This window comes from Streptomyces sp. NPDC046931 (assembly GCF_040644655.1).
Classification (GTDB): Bacteria; Actinomycetota; Actinomycetes; order Streptomycetales; family Streptomycetaceae; genus Streptomyces.
Window position 1 is genome coordinate 102,293 of the sequence record NZ_JBEYWX010000016.1, and the last position, 17,274, is coordinate 119,566.

General features: G+C 72.1%; 14 protein-coding genes and 2 pseudogenes. 13 read left to right on the forward strand and 3 right to left on the reverse strand.

Features of this window, described 5'->3' with window-relative positions; genetic code table 11:
• Window positions 1–31 precede the first annotated feature (31 nt).
• The 4 genes from hrcA (at window position 32) to ABZ876_RS25775 (ending at window position 4,140) form a co-directional block, all read left to right on the forward strand.
• Window positions 32–1,048: a heat-inducible transcriptional repressor HrcA gene (hrcA, locus tag ABZ876_RS25760; protein WP_361785672.1), complete on the forward strand. Its 1,017-nt coding sequence runs from the start codon at window positions 32–34 to the stop codon at window positions 1,046–1,048.
• Window positions 1,049–2,185 (forward strand): molecular chaperone DnaJ, encoded by a 1,137-nt coding sequence (dnaJ, locus tag ABZ876_RS25765; protein ID WP_361785675.1) that lies wholly within the window; start codon window positions 1,049–1,051, stop codon window positions 2,183–2,185.
• Window positions 2,186–2,329: 144 nt separating this feature from the next.
• On the forward strand, window positions 2,330–3,406 hold the full coding sequence (locus tag ABZ876_RS25770; protein WP_361785678.1) for a nitronate monooxygenase: 1,077 nt from the start codon (window positions 2,330–2,332) through the stop codon (window positions 3,404–3,406).
• Window positions 3,403–4,140, forward strand: a complete 738-nt coding sequence (locus ABZ876_RS25775; RefSeq protein ID WP_361785681.1) for a 16S rRNA (uracil(1498)-N(3))-methyltransferase — start codon at window positions 3,403–3,405, stop codon at window positions 4,138–4,140. The genes ABZ876_RS25770 and ABZ876_RS25775 overlap by 4 nt, the downstream gene beginning before the upstream one ends.
• Before the next feature lie 122 nt (window positions 4,141–4,262).
• On the opposite strand, the gene tnpA is transcribed toward ABZ876_RS25775, so the two are convergent.
• Entirely contained in the window at window positions 4,263–4,655 is a 393-nt protein-coding gene (tnpA, locus tag ABZ876_RS25780) for an IS200/IS605 family transposase (RefSeq protein WP_361785683.1), read from the reverse strand.
• An 87-nt stretch (window positions 4,656–4,742) separates the two neighbouring features.
• On the opposite strand from tnpA, the gene ABZ876_RS25785 reads away from it, so the two are divergent.
• From ABZ876_RS25785 to ABZ876_RS25815, 7 genes and pseudogenes are all read left to right on the forward strand, one after another.
• A complete protein-coding gene (locus ABZ876_RS25785; RefSeq protein ID WP_361785686.1) occupies window positions 4,743–5,942 on the forward strand; it encodes a transposase in 1,200 nt (399 codons plus the stop codon).
• A gap of 37 nt (window positions 5,943–5,979) precedes the next feature.
• Window positions 5,980–6,369, forward strand: a pseudogene (locus ABZ876_RS25790) (VOC family protein); the annotation flags it as partial.
• A gap of 99 nt (window positions 6,370–6,468) precedes the next feature.
• The gene (locus ABZ876_RS25795; RefSeq protein ID WP_361785689.1) at window positions 6,469–7,041 is read left to right on the forward strand and encodes a hypothetical protein; all 573 of its coding nucleotides are present in this window, start codon (window positions 6,469–6,471) and stop codon (window positions 7,039–7,041) included.
• A gap of 71 nt (window positions 7,042–7,112) precedes the next feature.
• Entirely contained in the window at window positions 7,113–10,406 is a 3,294-nt protein-coding gene (locus ABZ876_RS25800) for a S41 family peptidase (RefSeq protein ID WP_361785692.1), read from the forward strand.
• Between the two features lie 162 nt (window positions 10,407–10,568).
• Window positions 10,569–10,922: an HIT domain-containing protein gene (locus ABZ876_RS25805; protein WP_361785695.1), complete on the forward strand. Its 354-nt coding sequence runs from the start codon at window positions 10,569–10,571 to the stop codon at window positions 10,920–10,922.
• A 6-nt stretch (window positions 10,923–10,928) separates the two neighbouring features.
• Window positions 10,929–11,834 (forward strand): ribonuclease Z, encoded by a 906-nt coding sequence (locus ABZ876_RS25810; protein WP_361785698.1) that lies wholly within the window; start codon window positions 10,929–10,931, stop codon window positions 11,832–11,834.
• Between the two features lie 21 nt (window positions 11,835–11,855).
• Window positions 11,856–12,854: an adenosine deaminase gene (locus tag ABZ876_RS25815; RefSeq protein WP_361785701.1), complete on the forward strand. Its 999-nt coding sequence runs from the start codon at window positions 11,856–11,858 to the stop codon at window positions 12,852–12,854.
• 16 nt (window positions 12,855–12,870) lie between these two features.
• Here the strand turns inward: ABZ876_RS25815 and ABZ876_RS25820 are convergent, their stop codons facing one another.
• Window positions 12,871–14,211 carry an MFS transporter gene (locus tag ABZ876_RS25820; RefSeq protein WP_361785704.1) on the reverse strand — a complete coding sequence of 447 codons (1,341 nt, stop codon included), beginning with the start codon at window positions 14,209–14,211 and terminating at the stop codon, window positions 12,871–12,873.
• 228 nt (window positions 14,212–14,439) lie between these two features.
• Between ABZ876_RS25820 and ABZ876_RS25825 the strand changes: the two are divergent.
• Window positions 14,440–14,893 (forward strand): annotated as a pseudogene (locus tag ABZ876_RS25825) (enolase C-terminal domain-like protein); the annotation flags it as partial.
• Window positions 14,894–15,017: 124 nt separating this feature from the next.
• Window positions 15,018–16,148 carry a PfkB family carbohydrate kinase gene (locus tag ABZ876_RS25830; protein WP_361785895.1) on the forward strand — a complete coding sequence of 377 codons (1,131 nt, stop codon included), beginning with the start codon at window positions 15,018–15,020 and terminating at the stop codon, window positions 16,146–16,148.
• Between the two features lie 57 nt (window positions 16,149–16,205).
• Here ABZ876_RS25830 and era read toward each other — a convergent pair whose 3' ends face one another.
• Window positions 16,206–17,156 carry a GTPase Era gene (gene era, locus ABZ876_RS25835; RefSeq protein WP_361785707.1) on the reverse strand — a complete coding sequence of 317 codons (951 nt, stop codon included), beginning with the start codon at window positions 17,154–17,156 and terminating at the stop codon, window positions 16,206–16,208.
• Between the last annotated feature and the right edge of the window lie 118 nt (window positions 17,157–17,274).

The window sequence follows — 17,274 nt, forward strand, 5'->3', positions numbered from 1 at the left end:
GTCAGGACGACAGACCGCTGGAGGTGCACGCATGCTCAGTGAACGCAGGCTCGAAGTACTGCGCGCCATCGTCCAGGACTACGTGGGCACCGAGGAGCCGGTGGGTTCCAAGGCGCTCACCGAGCGGCACAACCTCGGTGTCTCCCCGGCCACCGTCCGCAACGACATGGCCGTGCTGGAGGAGGAGGGCTACATCGCCCAGCCGCACACCAGCGCCGGACGCATCCCCACGGACAGGGGCTACCGCCTCTTCGTCGACAGGCTCGCGGCCGTCAAGCCGATGAGCCCGCCCGAGCGCCGCGCGATCCAGAACTACCTGGAGGGCGCCGTCGACCTCGACGACGTCGTGGCGCGAACGGTACGGCTGCTCGCGCAGCTCACCCGGCAGGTCGCCGTCGTGCAGTACCCGTCGCTGACCCGCTCGACGGTGCGCCACGCGGAGCTGCTGTCGATGGCGCCCGCCCGGCTGATGCTGGTGCTGATCACCGACACCGGCCGGGTCGAGCAGCGCATGATCGACTGCCCCGCGCCGTTTGGAGAAACGTCTCTCGCCGATCTGCGGGCGCGGCTCAACAGCCGGATCGCCGGCCGCCGTTTCACCGACGTGCCGCAACTGGTGCAGGACCTGGCCGAGGCCTTCGAACCGGAGGACCGCGCCACGGTCACCACGGTGCTCTCCACCCTCCTGGAGACGCTCGTGGAGGAGACGGAGGAGCGCCTGATCATCGGCGGCACCGCCAACCTCACCCGCTTCGTGCACGACTTCCCTCTCACCATCCGTCCCGTCCTGGAGGCGCTTGAGGAGCAGGTCGTGCTCCTCAAGCTGCTGGGCGAGGCAAAGGATCCGGCCATGCGGGTGCGTATCGGCCACGAGAACGCGCACGAGGGACTCAACTCCACGTCGGTGGTCTCCGTGGGCTACGGTTCGGGCGGCGAGGCAGTAGCGAAACTCGGCGTGGTCGGACCGACCCGCATGGATTACCCGGGAACGATGGGAGCGGTACGAGCGGTGGCACGGTACGTCGGACAGATCCTGGCGGAGTCGTAAGTGGCCACGGACTACTACGCCGTGCTCGGCGTGCGCCGCGACGCGTCGCAGGAAGAGATCAAGAAGGCGTTCCGCCGGCTCGCCCGCGAGCTGCACCCGGACGTCAACCCCGATCCCAAGACGCAAGAGCGGTTCAAGGAGATCAACGCGGCGTACGAGGTGCTCTCGGACCCGCAGAAGAAGCAGGTCTACGACCTCGGCGGCGACCCGCTGTCCCAGGCCGGCGGCGCGGGCGCGGGCGGCTTCGGAGCGGGCGGCTTCGGGAACTTCTCGGACATCATGGACGCGTTCTTCGGCACGGCGTCGCAGCGCGGTCCGCGCTCGCGCACCCGCCGGGGCCAGGACGCCATGATCCGCCTGGAGATCGAGCTCGACGAGGCGGCCTTCGGCACCACGAAGGACATCCAGGTCGACACGGCCGTCGTCTGCAACACCTGCAACGGCGAGGGCGCCGCGCCCGGCACGTCCGTGCAGACCTGCGACATGTGCCGCGGTCGCGGTGAGGTCTCGCAGGTCACGCGGTCGTTCCTGGGCCAGGTCATGACGTCCCGGCCCTGCCCGCAGTGCCAGGGCTTCGGCACCATCGTCCCCAACCCGTGCCCGGAGTGCGCGGGCGACGGCCGGGTGCGCTCCCGGCGGACGCTCACCGTGAAGATCCCCGCAGGCGTCGACAACGGCACCCGTATCCAGCTCGCGGGCGAGGGCGAGGTCGGCCCGGGCGGCGGACCCGCCGGCGACCTGTACGTCGAGATCCACGAGCTGCCGCATCCGATGTTCCAGCGCCGCGGCGACGACCTGCACTGCACGGTCACCATCCCGATGACGGCGGCGGCCCTCGGCACGAAGGTGCCGCTGGAGACGCTGGACGGCATGGAGGAGGTCGACATCCGTCCCGGCACGCAGTCCGGGCAGTCGATCCCGCTGCACAGCCGCGGCGTCACGCATCTGCGCGGCGGCGGCCGGGGCGACCTGATCGTGCATGTCGAGGTGCAGACGCCGACGAAGCTGGACCCCGAGCAGGAGCGCCTGCTGAGGGAACTGGCGAAGCTGCGGGGCGAGGAACGGCCGCAGGGGCAGTTCCAGCCGGGGCAGCAGGGCCTGTTCTCTCGCCTGAAGGACGCGTTCAACGGGCGCTGACGAGGCGGTGGTGCAGGCCGTGGCCCGGGGCCCGGCCCCCGGGCGGCACGGTCCCGCCACCCCTGACCCGCGGACCCTTCCCCGGGCACGTGCCCGCGGACGGCCGGATTCGGACTTGTTCGGAGGACGTGACAACATGCCGTCATGTCCTCCGCGCTGACCGATCTCCTCCCATATCCGATCGTGCAGGCGCCCATGGCGGGCGGTGTCTCCGTGCCCCAGCTCGCCGGCGCCGTGTCCGAGGCGGGTGGCCTCGGGTTCCTCGCCGCCGGGTACAAGACCGCCGACGGCATGTACCAGGAGATCAAGCAGCTCCGTGGGCTCACGGCCCGCCCCTTCGGCGTGAACGTGTTCATGCCGCAGCCCGACCAGGCGGACCCCGCCGCCGTCGAGGTCTACGCCGAACAGCTGGCCGGCGAGGCCGCCTGGTACGAGACCGAGCTCGGCGACCCCGACGGCGGCGGTGACGACGGCTACGACGTCAAGCTCGCCGTCCTCCTCGACAACCCGGTGCCGGTGGTCTCCTTCCACTTCGGCGTCCCCGACCCGTCGGTCCTCGAGTCCCTGCGCCGCGTGGGCACCTTCACCCTGGTCACCGCGACCACCGCCGAGGAGGCCCTCGCCGCGCAGGAGGCGGGCGCCGACGCGGTGATCGCGCAGGGCGTCGAGGCCGGCGGCCACCAGGGCACCCACCGCGACAGCGCCGAGAACCACGGCTCCGGAATCGGACTGCTCTCCCTGGTCGCCCAGGTCCGCGAGACCGTGCGGATCCCGATCGTGGCGGCCGGCGGCCTCATGCGCGGCAGCCAGATCGCCGCGGTGCTCGCGGCGGGCGCGAGCGCGGCCCAGCTCGGCACCGCGTTTCTCGCCACGCCCGAGTCCGGCGCCCACCCTCTGCACAAGCAGGCGCTGACCGACCCCATGTTCGTGCGGACGGAGCTGACGCGCGCGTTCTCCGGGCGCCCGGCGCGCGGCCTGGTCAACCGGTTCATGAGGGAGCACGGGCCGTACGCCCCCGCCGCCTACCCCGAGATACACCACCTCACCTCGCCGCTGCGCAAGGCGGCCGCCAAGGCGAACGACCCGCAGGGCATGGGCCTCTGGGCCGGTCAGGGCCACCGTATGGCCCGCGATCTGCCCGCCGGGCGGCTGGTGGAGGTGCTGGCCGCGGAAATCCGGGAGGCGGCGACAGCGTTGTCCACGCAAGGTGGCGGGCGATGACGGCCCCCGTGTTCGTCGTGGACCGGCTCGACGGCATCGGCCCCGAGTTCGTGCTCGACGGCCCCGAGGGGCGGCACGCGGTCTCGGTGAAGCGGCTGCGGCCGGGGGAGGCCGTCGTCCTGACCGACGGCGCCGGACGCCGGGCGGAGTGCGAGGTCGTCGGCACCGAGGGCAAGGACCGGCTGCTCGTCCATGTCACCTCGCTGTCCGAGGAGCCGCCCGAGGCACCCCGCATCACCGTCGTCCAGGCCCTCCCCAAGGGCGATCGGGGCGAGCTGGCCGTCGAGACCATGACCGAGGTCGGCGTCGACGCCATCGTCCCGTGGCAGGCATCCCGGTGCATCACCCAGTGGAAGGGCGAGCGGGGGCTGAAGGCCCTCGGCAAGTGGCGGGCCACCGCCCGCGAGGCGGGCAAGCAGTCCCGCCGGGTGCGCTTCCCCGAGGTCGCGGACGCGGCAACGACCAAGCAGGTTGCGGCACTTCTGGCCAAGGCCGACTTCGCCGCGGTCCTGCACGAGAGCGGAGAGGAACCCCTCGCGACCGTGGAACTCCCCGCCGAGGGCGGGATCGTGCTGGTCGTCGGTCCCGAAGGGGGCGTCGCCCCGGAGGAGTTGACCCTGTTCGCACAGGCGGGCGCGAGAGCCTTCCGGCTGGGCCGCACCGTCCTGCGCACCTCGACCGCCGGCACCGCTGCGGCCGCGCTGCTGCTCGGCCGCAGCGGACGCTGGTCCTGACCCACGGGGGTACGCCATCCGTTGATCTTGCGTGGGTATCCCCGGCTTCAGCCGGGGAGGGAAACGCGTCCTCGGCGCGGAGGCGCGCAGCGCCGGAGTGCGCTCCGCCTCCGTGGTGACGGTCAGACGGGCCGCTTCTGGCCCTCGATGTACTGCCGGATGACGGTCAGCGGTGCACCACCGCAGGAACCCGCGAAGTAGGAGCGGGACCAGAACACCGACCCCATCCCGATGCGGTTGATCCGGCCGGTGTACTCGGCCCGGAGGTACCGGGAGCTGACGCCCTTGAGGCTGTTGATCAGCTTCGACAGGGCGACTTTCGGCGGGTGGTGCACGAGCAGGTGTACGTGATCGGCTTCGCCGTTGAACTCCCGTAGCTCCACCTCGAACTTGCCGCACACCTCCCGCATGATCTCTTCGCACCGCTTCAGCATGGCGTCATCGAAGACGCCTCGCCGGTACTTGGTGACGAACACCAAGTGAGCGTGGAGGGTGTAGGCGACGTGCCGTCCCATGCGAATGTCAGGGTTTGGGATCCAGCGTGGTGACATACACCAAGCGTAGTATGATCGCCAAGGCTGACCGAAAAGGGGGTGGGCCGGATGATCCGTGCGTACAAGTTCCTTATGCGGCCCACCATGGGCCAGCAAGGCGCACTCGCCGAGATGCTGCGTGATCACTGCTCCCTCTACAATGCCGCGCTCCAGGAGCGCCGTGACGCCTACCGGCACGTCTCGAAGACGACGATCCGGTACGGGCAGCAGTCCGCCCAGCTCAAGGACATCCGAGCCTTCGATCCGGAGCGTCCGGGCCGTTGGTCGTTCTCGTCGCAGCAGGCCACGCTTCGCCGGTTGGACAAGGCGTTCGCCGCGTTCTTCCGCCGCATCAAGGCCGGAGACAAGCCGGGCTATCCACGTTTCCGTCCGGGAAAGCGGTTCGACACGGTGGAGTTCCCGAAGGACGGGGACGGCTGCCAGTGGGACTCCACACCGCACGACCCCGCGACCCGTGTCCGTTTTCAGGGCGTCGGGCACGTCAAGGTGCACCAGCACCGGCCCGTGGTGGGCAAGGTCAAGACGGTCTCGGCCAAGCGCGAAGGCAAGCGCTGGTACGTCATCCTGACCGCCGAGCAGACAGCCCCTGAGCCGCTCCCGGCGACGGGCAGCGTAGCCGGCATCGACATGGGCATAGCCAACTTCCTTGCCGACTCAAACGGTGGCTTCGTGCCCAACCCCCGACACGGCCGGACAGGCGCCGCAAAGCTCGAAGCCGCACAGCAAGCGCTCAGCCGCTGCAAGCGCGGCTCGAAACGCCGCCACAAGGCCGTGGAGAAGGCGGCCCGGCTTCACCGCAAGGTTCGCCGACAGCGCCTGGACCACGCGCACAAGACCGCGCTTGACCTCGTACGCAAACACGACTTCATCGCGCACGAAGACCTCAAGACCCGCAACATGAGCAGGGCCCCGGCCCCGAAGCCGGACACCGACCAGCCGGGCAGCTTCCTGCCCAACGGAGCCGCCGCGAAGGCCGGGCTGAACCGGTCGATCAACGATGCCGGATGGGGGGTGTTCCTCCAGATCCTCACCGCCAAGGCAGAGTGCGCCGGACGGGAAGTGATGGCCGTGGACCCCCGCAACACCTCCCGACGATGCCCCGAATGCGGGCACATCGCCAAGGAGAACCGGCCCGCACAGGAGAAGTTCCACTGCGTCGCCTGCGGCCACAACGCGCACGCGGACACAGTGGGCGCTGTCAATGTCCTACGGGCCGGGCTGGCCCGTCGCGAAGCCGCACCGGCATAGCGAGAAGCCCCCTCATTCATGAGGGGGAGGAGTCACGGAACTCGCCCAGGTACGGCTGCTGGTCTCGGACTTCGCCGCGTGCCACCGGTTCTATGCCGGCGTCCTCGGCCTCAGGCCCCAGTCGGGCGCCGTGGACGGGCCCTACGAGAAGTTCAGTCCGGCCATCGGCTCGGCGGGCATCGCGTTGCAGGACCGGGCGATGATGGCCCGGATCCTGGGAGAACTGGGCGACGCGGCGACGGGCCACCGTTCGCTCGTGGTGCTGCGCGTGGACGATCTGGACGCCTACTGCGAGCGGATCACGTCCCGCGGCGCGACACTCCTGCACGGGCCGGCCCCGATGACCGACCGCATGCGAGTCGCGCATCTCAAGGACCCCGAGGGCAACCTGGTGGAACTCCAGCAGTGGCTCCTGATGGGCGGCTGACGGCACGTCGGGAGGCGGGGCCATGAGGGGCGCACGCGGGCGTCCGGGTGACCGTATGCGCTCTACCGCCGGCGGCGGGAGAGTGGCACGCTGCCCTCCATGGGGGCCTTGAGGCGTATTCGGCGGCGGCCGCGGGGATGGCGGCCCGCCGCGGCGACCGGGCTCGTGGTGGTCGCCGTCGGCTCAGCCGTGGCGTGCCAGCCCGGTGACCTGAGTTCCGCGGCGGTGGCGTACACCACCGACCAGACCGCGACCAGGGAACTCCAGCGGCAGCATGTGCATGTGCGCTGGCTCAGCTGCACGGCCGGCTACGGCAGCAGTCCCACCGCCACCAGGTCCCGCGGAACACCCGCACCGACCGAGTCCACCGTCGTCGGCGTCGACTGCCAGGGGAGGACGGACGACGGCAAGGACATCACCGTCACGGGCAGGGTCACCCGCGCCGTCGACGGCAAGTGCGTCCGCGGGGACCTGCGGGCCACCGTGGGCGGCAAGGAGTGGTTCCACGTCAACGGACTCGGCAACTGCGACGCCGCCACGACGCCCACGTACCAGCCGCCCGTCACCTACCGGCCGACCGGGCAGCCCGGGCAGCCCGGGCCCACCGTCACCGTGACGAAGACCATCTGGTGCCAGGGCGACCCCACCTGCTGGCCCGCCCAGGGCAAATGACACCCCTCGGGAACCGGTGGCACCTCACAGAACCCCTGTCCACGAAGACCCTTGCTGCTTAGGGTGACCTGGTGACTCAGTCCGCATCGCCCGCGTATCTCCGCTTCCCGCATCTGCACGGCGAGTTGGTCGCCTTCACCGCCGAGGACGACGTCTGGGTCGCCCCGGTGGACGGCGGCCGTGCCTGGCGGGTCAGCGCCGACAACGTCCCCGTCAACCACCCCCGAATATCCCCGGACGGCCGGACCGTCGCCTGGACCTCCACCCGCGACGGCGCCCCCGAGGTGTACACCGCCCCCGTCGACGGCGGCTCCGCCCAGCGCCTGACCCACTGGGGCAGTGCCAGGACCCAGGTGCGCGGCTGGACCCCCGACGGGCGGGTACTCGCCCTCAGCACGGTCGGCCAGGCCTCGCTGCGCCGCACCTGGGCGCACGCCGTACCGCTCGACGGCGGCCCGGCCACCACCCTGCCGTACGGGCCCGTCGGCGACGTCGCCCACGGACCGGGCACGGTGCTGCTGTCCGCGCCCATGGGCCGCGAGGCCGCCTGGTGGAAGCGGTACCGGGGCGGCACGGCCGGCAAGCTGTGGATCGAGCGGGCCGGCCACGACGGCGAAGGGGCCGGGGAGTTCGTCCGGCTGCACGAGGATCTCGACGGCAACATCGAGTACCCGTCATGGGCCGGGGAACGCCTTGCCTTCCTCTCCGACCACGAGGGCGTCGGCGCACTGTACTCGTCGCTCGCCGACGGCTCCGACCTGCGTCGCCACAGCCCCCTCGCGGACACCTCCCGCTCATGGGGGTCCGCCCGCCCGAGCGAAGGCGAAAGCGGGGGAGAGGCCGAGAGCGGGCTGGGTTTCTACGCCCGGCACGCGGCCGCCGACGGAACCCGGGTCGTCTACTCCTCGGCCGGTGAGCTGTGGCTGCTGGAGGACCTGGAGGGGGCCGAGCCCCGGCGGCTCGACATCCGGCTCGGCGGGCAGCGCGTGGACCTTCAGCCGTACCCCGTGAGCGCAAGCCGCTGGTTCGGGGCCGCCTCGCCCGACCACACCGGACGCGGCAGCGCGATCTCGGTGCGCGGCGCCGTCCACTGGGTCACCCACCGCTCGGGACCCGCCCGCGCGCTCGCCGCCGAGCACGGCGTACGGGCCCGGCTGCCCCACACCTTCCGCGCGGGCGGCGAGGAGTGGGTGGTGTGGGTGACGGACGCGGAGGGCGAGGACGCGCTGGAGTTCGCGCCCGCCACCGGACTCGCGCCCGGCGCCACCCCCCGCCGGCTCGCGGCAGGGCGCCTCGGCCGGGTCCTCGGCCTCGCGGTGGCCCCCGACGGCAGCCGGATCGCGGTCGCCGCGCACGACGGGCGGGTGCTGCTCGTCGAGCGGGACAGCGGCGAGGTGCGTGAGGTCGACCGCAGCGAGGACGGCGAGGTCGGCGGACTCGTCTTCTCACCGGACTCGGCATGGCTGGCCTGGTCGCACCCCGGCCCCCGCCCGCTGCGCCAGCTCAAACTCGCCAACACCGCCGACCTGTCGGTGACCGAGGCGACCCCGCTGCGCTTCCGGGACTACTCGCCCGCGTTCACGCTGGACGGCAAGCACCTGGCGTTCCTCTCGGCACGCGCCTTCGACCCGGTCTACGACGAGCACGTCTTCGACCTGGCCTTCGTGGGCGGCTCCCGGCCGCACCTGATCACGCTCGCCGCCACCACCCCGTCCCCCTTCGGGCCGCAGCGGCACGGCCGCCCCTTCGACGCGCGCGACAAGGACGAGACACCCGACAGCGAGGGCGCGCCCACGACCCGGATCGACCTCGAAGGGCTCGCCGACCGGATCGTGCCGTTCCCGGTCGAGGCCGCGCGCTACTCCGGGCTGCGGGCCGCCAAGGACGGGGTGCTCTGGCTGCGGCACCCGGTGCACGGTGTCCTGGGCGCCTCACGGGCCACGCCCGACGAACCGGACCCCAAGAGCGAGCTGGAGCGCTACGACCTCGTCCAGCAGCGCATCGAGCACCTCTCCTCGGACGCCGACCACTTCTCGGTCAGCGGCGACGGCAAGCGGGTGCTGCTGTGGACCGACGGCAAGCTGAAGGTCGTACCCAGCGACCGGCGGGCCCCGAACGACGACGACAGCGACGCCAACATCACCGTGGATCTGTCCCGCGTACGGCAGACCGTCGACCCGGCGGCCGAGTGGCGGCAGATGTTCGAGGAGACCGGCCGTCTCATGCGGGACAACTTCTGGCGGCCCGACCTCGGCGGGGTCGACTGGGACGGCGTACTGGAGCGGTACCGGCCGGTCCTGGAGCGCATCGCCACGCACGACGACCTGGTGGACCTGCTGTGGGAGGTGCAGGGCGAGCTGGGCACCTCCCACGCGTACGTCACCCCCAACGGCTACGGGCCGGGCTCGGACCGCAGGCAGGGGCTGCTCGGGGCCGACATCTCCCGCCACCCGGACGGGAGCTGGCGTATCGACCGGGTGCTGCCGTCGGAGACCTCCGACCCCGACGCCCGCGCGCCGCTGGCCGCGCCCGGGGTGGCGGTACGGGCCGGGGACGCGATCATCGCGGTCGGCGGGCGGCCGGTGGATCCGGTGGCCGGACCGGGGCCGCTGCTGGTCGGGACGGCGGGCACACCGGTGGAGCTGACCGTCTCGCCGGCGGGCGGGGGCGATCCGCGGCACGCCGTGGTCGTGCCGATCGCGGACGAGGAGCCGCTCCGGTACCACGCGTGGGTGGCGGACCGGCGGGCGTATGTGCACGAGAAGTCCGGCGGGCGGCTCGGGTACCTGCATGTGCCGGACATGGTGGGTTCCGGGTGGGCGCAGCTCCACCGGGACCTGCGGATCGAGGTCGCCCGGGAGGGACTGGTCGTGGACGTCCGGGAGAACCGGGGCGGCCACACCTCCCAGCTGGTCGTGGAGAAGCTGGCGCGGCGGATCGTGGGCTGGGACCTGCCGCGCGGGCTGCGGGCCTACAGCTATCCGCAGGACGCTCCGCGCGGTCCGGTCGTCGCCGTCGCCAACGAGTTCTCCGGGTCGGACGGGGACATCGTCAACGCGGCGGTCAAGGCGCTCGGCATCGGACCGGTGGTCGGGACGCGCACCTGGGGCGGCGTCATCGGGATCGACAGCCGGTACCGGCTGGTCGACGGAACGCTGGTGACCCAGCCGAAGTACGCGTTCTGGCTCGAGGGCTACGGGTGGGGCGTGGAGAACCACGGGGTCGATCCCGACGTCGAGGTGGTCCAGACGCCGCAGGACCACGCGGCCGGGCGTGACGCCCAGCTGGACGAGGCGGTGCGGCTGGCGCTGGCCGCGCTGGAGGAGCGCCCGGCGAAGCGGCCCCCGGAGCTTCCGGGCCTGTGATCCCCGTGGCACGAGGGATGTTCCGGGGTGTCCGCGGGGCGTTCCCCGGTCTCCCGGGGACGTTCCCGGCCCTCCCCGTCCGCCGGCCCTTTCCGGACCGGTGGACGGGCCGGGCCGATACGATGCCGTCGTAGTGATCAGTCTGTGTCAGGAGGCACGCATATGGCGGGAGAGCCGCAGGACGACTGCCTGTTCTGCAAGATCGCCGCGGGGCACATTCCGGCGACGATCGTCCGGGAGACCGACACCACCGTCGCCTTCCAGGACATAAACCCCCAGGCGCCGACCCACATCCTGGTCATCCCGAGGCTCCACCACCGGGACGCCGCCTCCCTCGCCGCCGCCGCCCCGTCCGTCGCCGCCGATGTGCTCCGTGAGGCCGGCGAGGTCGCCGTGCGGGAAAAGCTGGAGAGCTACCGCATCGTCTTCAACACCGGCAGCGGCGCCGGGCAGACCGTCTGGCACGCGCACGCCCACGTCCTCGGCGGCCGCGGCCTTCAGTGGCCCCCCGGCTGACGCCCCATGTCCGTCCGTGAACTGGTGGTCCTCGGCACCGCCAGCCAGGTCCCCACCCGGCACCGCAACCACAACGGCTATCTGCTGCGCTGGGACGGCGAGGGCATCCTCTTCGACCCCGGCGAGGGCACCCAGCGGCAGATGCTCCGCGCCGGGGTCGCCGCCCACGACCTGCACCGGATCTGTGTCACGCACTTCCACGGGGACCACTCGCTGGGGCTGGCCGGGGTCATCCAGCGGATCAACCTGGACAAGGTGCCGCACGAGATCACCGCGCACTACCCCAGGTCGGGACAGCGGTTCTTCGAGCGGCTCCGGTATGCCACCGCCTACCGTGAGACCGTCCCGCTCACCGAGGCACCGGTCGCCGAGGACGGTGTGCTCGCGACGACGGGCACGTACACGCTCGAAGCCCGCCGGCTCTCCCACCCCGTCGAGTCGTTCGGCTACCGGCTCGTCGAGCCCGACGGGCGTCGGATGCTGCCCAAGCGGCTCGCCGCGCACGGGATCGCGGGCCCGGACGTGGGCCGTCTCCAGCGCGAGGGCTCCCTCGGCGGCGTCCCGCTGGAAGCCGTGAGCGAGGTGCGGCGCGGACAGCGGTTCGCGTTCGTCATGGACACCCGGCTGTGCGAGGGGGTGTACGCCCTCGCCGAGGGCTGCGATCTGCTCGTCATCGAGTCGACCTTCCTCGACGAGGACGAGCAGCTGGCGGTGGAGTACGGCCACCTGACGGCCGGTCAGGCGGCGAGTCTGGCCCGGGAGGCCGGGGTACGGCACCTGGTCCTCACCCACTTCAGCCAGCGCTACACGGAGGCGGAGGAGTTCGAGCGGCAGGCGCGGGCCGCCGGGTACGAGGGGGAGCTGACCGTGGCCCACGACCTGCAGAGAGTGCCGGTCCCGAAACGGGTGTGAATCGGGCTCTACGATGCTTTGATGCCCCTCCCCAAAGCTGAACTGCACCTCCACATCGAAGGCACCCTGGAGCCGGAGCTGGCTTTCGAGCTGGCCGCCCGCAACGGCGTCGAACTGCCGTACGCGGACACCGACGAGCTGCGCAAGGCGTACGCCTTCGAAGACCTCCAGTCCTTCCTGAACCTGTACTTCGAGCTGATGACCGTACTGCGGACCGAGCGGGACTTCGAGGACCTCGCGAACGCGTACCTGGCACGAGCCGCCACGCAGGGCGTACGGCACGCCGAGATCTTCTTCGATCCGCAGGCGCACATCGCCCGGGGCGTACCCATGGGCACGGTCGTCGAGGGCCTGTGGCGCGCGCTCGGCCGCAGCGAGGAGAACCACGGCGTCTCCACCCAGCTCATCATGTGCTTCCTGCGGGACGAGTCCGCCGACTCCGCCATGGAGACGCTGCGGGCCGCCGAGCCGTACCTCGACCGGATCGTCGGCGTCGGCCTCGACTCCGCCGAGGTCGGCCATCCTCCGGCCAAGTTCCGTGAGGTGTACGAGGCCGCCGCCGCCCTCGGTCTGCGTCGTGTCGCGCACGCGGGGGAGGAGGGGCCACCGGAGTACATCACCGAGGCCCTCGACGTGCTCGGCATCGAGCGCGTCGACCACGGGGTGCGCTGCCTGGAGGACCCGGTGCTGGTCGAGCGGCTGGTGCGCGAGCGGGTGCCGCTGACGCTGTGCCCGCTGTCCAATGTGCGGCTGCGTGCCGTCGACGTCATGGCGGACCATCCGCTGCCCGCGATGCTCGATGCCGGGCTGCTGTGCACCGTCAACTCCGACGACCCGGCCTACTTCGGAGGGTATGCGGGGGACAACTTCGACGCCGTGCGCGACACCTTCGCCCTGAGCGAGGAGCGGATGCGCGAGCTGGCCCGCAACTCGTTCGTCGTGTCCTTCCTGGAGCACGACGAGGAGCGGCGGGCACGCTACCTCGCCGAGGTGGACGCGTACGAGTTCACCGGGAACTGATCGGATTCACCGTGCACTAAGGGGTCCCGAGTCCCGGCGCCGCGGTCGCCTGCCCGGGCCCGGCCGTGCCGTACGTCCGCCGGGCCGGGACCGCCGGGTGGTCGAGCGTGATCTCCACGACGGGCTGCTCGGCTGCGCCGATCTGGGGCACCGTGCCCGCGGGGCCGACCGTGGTGGCGGCGACCACGGCGGCCGCCGGGCCGCCGCGGCGGCGCACGGCGCCCGGCAGCAGCGGGCGGCCGCCGGTGTGCAGGGCGACGGCGGCCAGCGGGAGGGCGATCGCCAGCAGTCCGGTCGCGAGGATCGCGCCCATCGCCGGGAAACCCGCCCGGGCGGCCAGCACGCTTCCGGTGAGGGGACCCGCCGCGGTGCCGAGCGAGGACGCCGAGCCGACGAGAACGGCCCAGCGGCCACGTACGTCGAGGGAGGCGGCGAGGCCGATCAGATACGACAGCACGATCGGGTAGAGCGTGTTCCAGGCGATCTCGCCGGTCGCGAAGGTACCGAGGCCGCCGGCGGAGGCACTGAGCGCGATACACCCGGCGATGAGGACGGTGCCCGCGCCGACGGGAAGCGCGCGGCCGAGACGCGGCCCCAGCATGCCCGCGCCGATCACCCCGAGCAGCCCGGCGCCGAGCGCGGCCGCGAAGACCGCGCCGACGGTGACCTCCGTGAGGTGCGCCTGAGTGAGGCCGATGCGTCCGCTGACGCCCCACAGGGAGTTCTGGGCGAGGGACCAGCACAGGATGCCGGCGGACAGGACCAGTCCGGAGCCGCGATGGGGCAGCCGGCCCGTTCCGCGGGGAGCGGTGGTGACGGGTGCGGGGGAGGCGAGACGGCCGGTCAGGGGCCACACCAGCAGGGCGGTGAGCGCGAGTGCGGCGAGCGGGAGGCCGTGGCCCGGTCCGAGGTGGGGGATCGTCAGGTAGATCGCCCCGGCGAGTGCGGAGACGCTCAACAGGCCCAGGGTCGAGGTCCGGTGGGCATCGGGCTGGGCGGCGATGCCGGTCGCGGCGACCGTGGTGGCCGTGCCCGAGCCGAATCCTCCGGCGACCGCTCCCGCGACGACCAAGGGGACGCTGTGGCTGAGGGCGGCCGTGCCGTATCCGGCGGCGGCGAGCAGCAGGCCGGCGCGGGCCAGCCGCCGGGGGCCGATCCGGTGGACATGGGCGGCCAGCAGAAAGCCGGCGGAGGCCGAACTCAACAGCAGGGCGCTGCCGATGGAACCGGCCTCGGTGGCGGAGAGCGGCAGACCCGCGTCGAGCCTGCCGACGGTGGTGGGCAGGAGGTACGCGGCGAGGTACCCGGCCGTGAAAAGGGCGACGAGGGGCCAGGGCTGGGCGATGCGGGGGGACACGGGCGTTCCAGGGCGTGCGGAAGGGCGGCTCGAAAGGGGGGAGGGGGCGCCGTCCGTCGACCGACAGGAACGCGCGGGCAATTTGTATCAAGCACGCGGTTCGAGAAGAAGCGCGGGATGTGTGATGTGTATCACTCTTCAGTTTGTGGCCGGTGAACTCGGGTATAACTGCGCGCTTTCCATGGATGCGGCCGGTCTCCACGTCGGTGCAGCGCCCCCGCGTTCCCGGAGATCGAGGAGGCGTTCACACGCGGCGCCGTCCAGGTCCTGCTGTCCGACCACCACTACTGGGGCGGGCTGCGCAACACCCGGGAACTCGCCGCCGTCCGCCGTCCGCCGGGCGTTCGGGGTCGGGCTGTCCATGCACTCCAACACGCACCTCGGCGTCTCCCTCGCCGCGATGACCCATGTCGCCTCGACCGTGCCCGACCTCCACCACGCCTGCGACACCCACTACCCCTGGCAGTCGGAGGACGTCGTCACCGAGCGCCTCACCTTCGAAGGCGGCCGGATCGCCGTACCGGACGCGCCCGGTCTCGGCGTCACGCTGGACCGCGACCGGCTGGCCGCCCTCCACGCACGCTGGCTCGCCGACGACGGCGCCCTGCGCGACCGCGACGACGAGGCGGCGATGCGCGTCGCGGATCCGGGCTGGGTCACTCCGGTGGTGCCCCGCTGGTAGGCGGGACGGCCCCGGTCAGCCGGCGCCGCGCACCGTGACCGGTGGTGCACACTGACTGGATCCGCACCACGCCAGGGAGCCCACCGTGACCACCACCGGAGAGGGACGGCACCGTCGAAGCGGCATGGAAGAGGGCCCGCACCCCCATCCCCACCTCGGGGAGGAAGCGCACCACCACTCCCAGGTCGATCCCCTGGCCGCCCTGCGCGTGCCGGGGGACCCGCGCAGGGACGTGTACCTCACGGGGACGGTGTTCCTCGACATCATCTTCACCGGGCTCGACTCCGCCCCCGTGCGCGGCACCGAGTCCTGGGCGCGCGGGATGGGGTCGAGCCCCGGCGGTGTCGCCAACATGGCCACCGCGCTGGCCCGCCTCGGCCTGAAGACCTCCCTGGCCGCCGCCTTCGGCGACGACCACTACGGCGAGTACTGCTGGAACGAGCTGGAACAGGGCGAGGGCATCGACCTCTCGCCGTCCCGGCGGGTCCCCGGCTGGCACTCCCCGGTCACCGTCTCCATGGCCTACGAGGGCGAGCGGACCATGGTCTCCCACGGCCACGAGCCGCCGCCGGAGGAACCCACCCCCGCCTGCCCGCCCCCCGCCCGGGCCGCCGTCGCCTCGCTCACCCCGGGCCGGCGCGCCCCCTGGATCGCCGAGGCCGCCACACGGGGCACCCGTATCTTCGCCGACGTCGGCTGGGACGACACCGGTGCCTGGGACCTCGCGGGCCTCGCCGACCTCGAGCATTGCGAGGCGTTCCTGCCGAATGCCGAGGAGGCCATGCGGTACACGGGCACCGACTGCCCGCGCGCCGCCGCGCACGCGCTGAGCGCCTGTGTGCCGCTGGCCGTGGTCACCCTCGGTGCGGAGGGCGCCTACGCCGTGGACGGGCGCACCGGGGAGACCGCCGCCGTGCCCGCGATCGCCGTGGAGGCACTGGATCCGACGGGCGCGGGCGATGTCTTCGTGGCGGGCTTCGTCACCGGCACGCTGGCCGAGTGGCCGCTGGCCGACCGCCTCGCCTTCGGGGGCCTGACGGCCGCGCTCTCGGTGCAGGAGTTCGGCGGCTCGCTGTCGGCGCCCGGGTGGTCCGAGGTCGCGGCGTGGTGGCGCCGGGTGCAGTCCTACGAGCACCAGGACCCGGCGGCCCTCAGCCGGTACGCGTTCCTCGACCGGCTGGTCCCGGAGGAGTGCGTGGAAGCCTGGCCGCGGCGGCGTGCCGTACCGACGATCGGGTTCCGCAGATCGACATGAGTGCGGCGAGGTGACGCCGCTCGGCACCCGGGCGGCACCCGGCAGCCCGGACAGCCGTCAGAAGCCCAGGCGCCGCAGCTGCTTGGGGTCCCGCTGCCAGTCCTTGGCCACCTTCACATGGAGGTCCAGGAACACCGGGGTGCCGAGCAGCGCCTCGATGTGCTTGCGGGACTTGATGCCGACCTCCTTCAGGCGCTTGCCCTTGGGGCCGATGATGATCCCCTTCTGGCTGGGGCGCTCGATGTAGACGTTCGCGTGGATGTCCAGGAGCGGCTTGTCCGCCGGGCGGTCCTCGCGCGGCAGCATCTCCTCCACCACCACCGCGATGGAGTGCGGCAGCTCGTCCCGCACACCCTCCAGCGCCGCCTCCCGGATCAGCTCGGCCACCATGACCTGCTCCGGCTCGTCCGTCAGGTCGCCCTCGGGGTAGAGCGCGGGCCCCTCGGGCATCAGCGGGATCAGCAGATCGGCCAGCAGCTCCACCTGCTTGTCCCCGACCGCCGACACGGGCACGATCTCCGCCCACTCGATCCCCAGCTCCTTGCCCAGCTGGTCGATCGCGATCAGCTGCTCGGCCAGGGTCTTGGAGTCCACGAGGTCCGTCTTGGTGACGATGGCGACCTTCGGCGTCTTCCTGATCCCCGCCAGCTCCTTGGCGATGAAGCGGTCACCGGGGCCGATCTTCTGGTCGGCGGGCAGACAGAAGCCGATCACGTCCACCTCGGCCCACGTCGTCCGCACCACGTCGTTGAGCCGCTCGCCGAGCAGCGTCCGCGGCTTGTGCAGACCAGGGGTGTCGACCAGGATCAGCTGCGCATCCGGCCGGTGCACGATGCCCCGTACCGTGTGCCGCGTCGTCTGCGGCCGGTTCGAGGTGATCGCCACCTTCTGCCCGACCAGAGCGTTCGTAAGGGTGGACTTGCCCGCGTTGGGACGGCCCACGAAACAGGCGAAGCCCGCCCGGTGGACGGCCTCGGTCGGCTCGGAAGACTGGCTGCGCACGCTCATGGCGCCCATTGTCCCTGATCCACGGAGCCCCTCCGCACGGTTGTCCGTACGCCGGGCCCGGTGAGGTTCCGGAAACAGCGACGCAACACGAAACGTCACGGAAACACACCCGTACGCG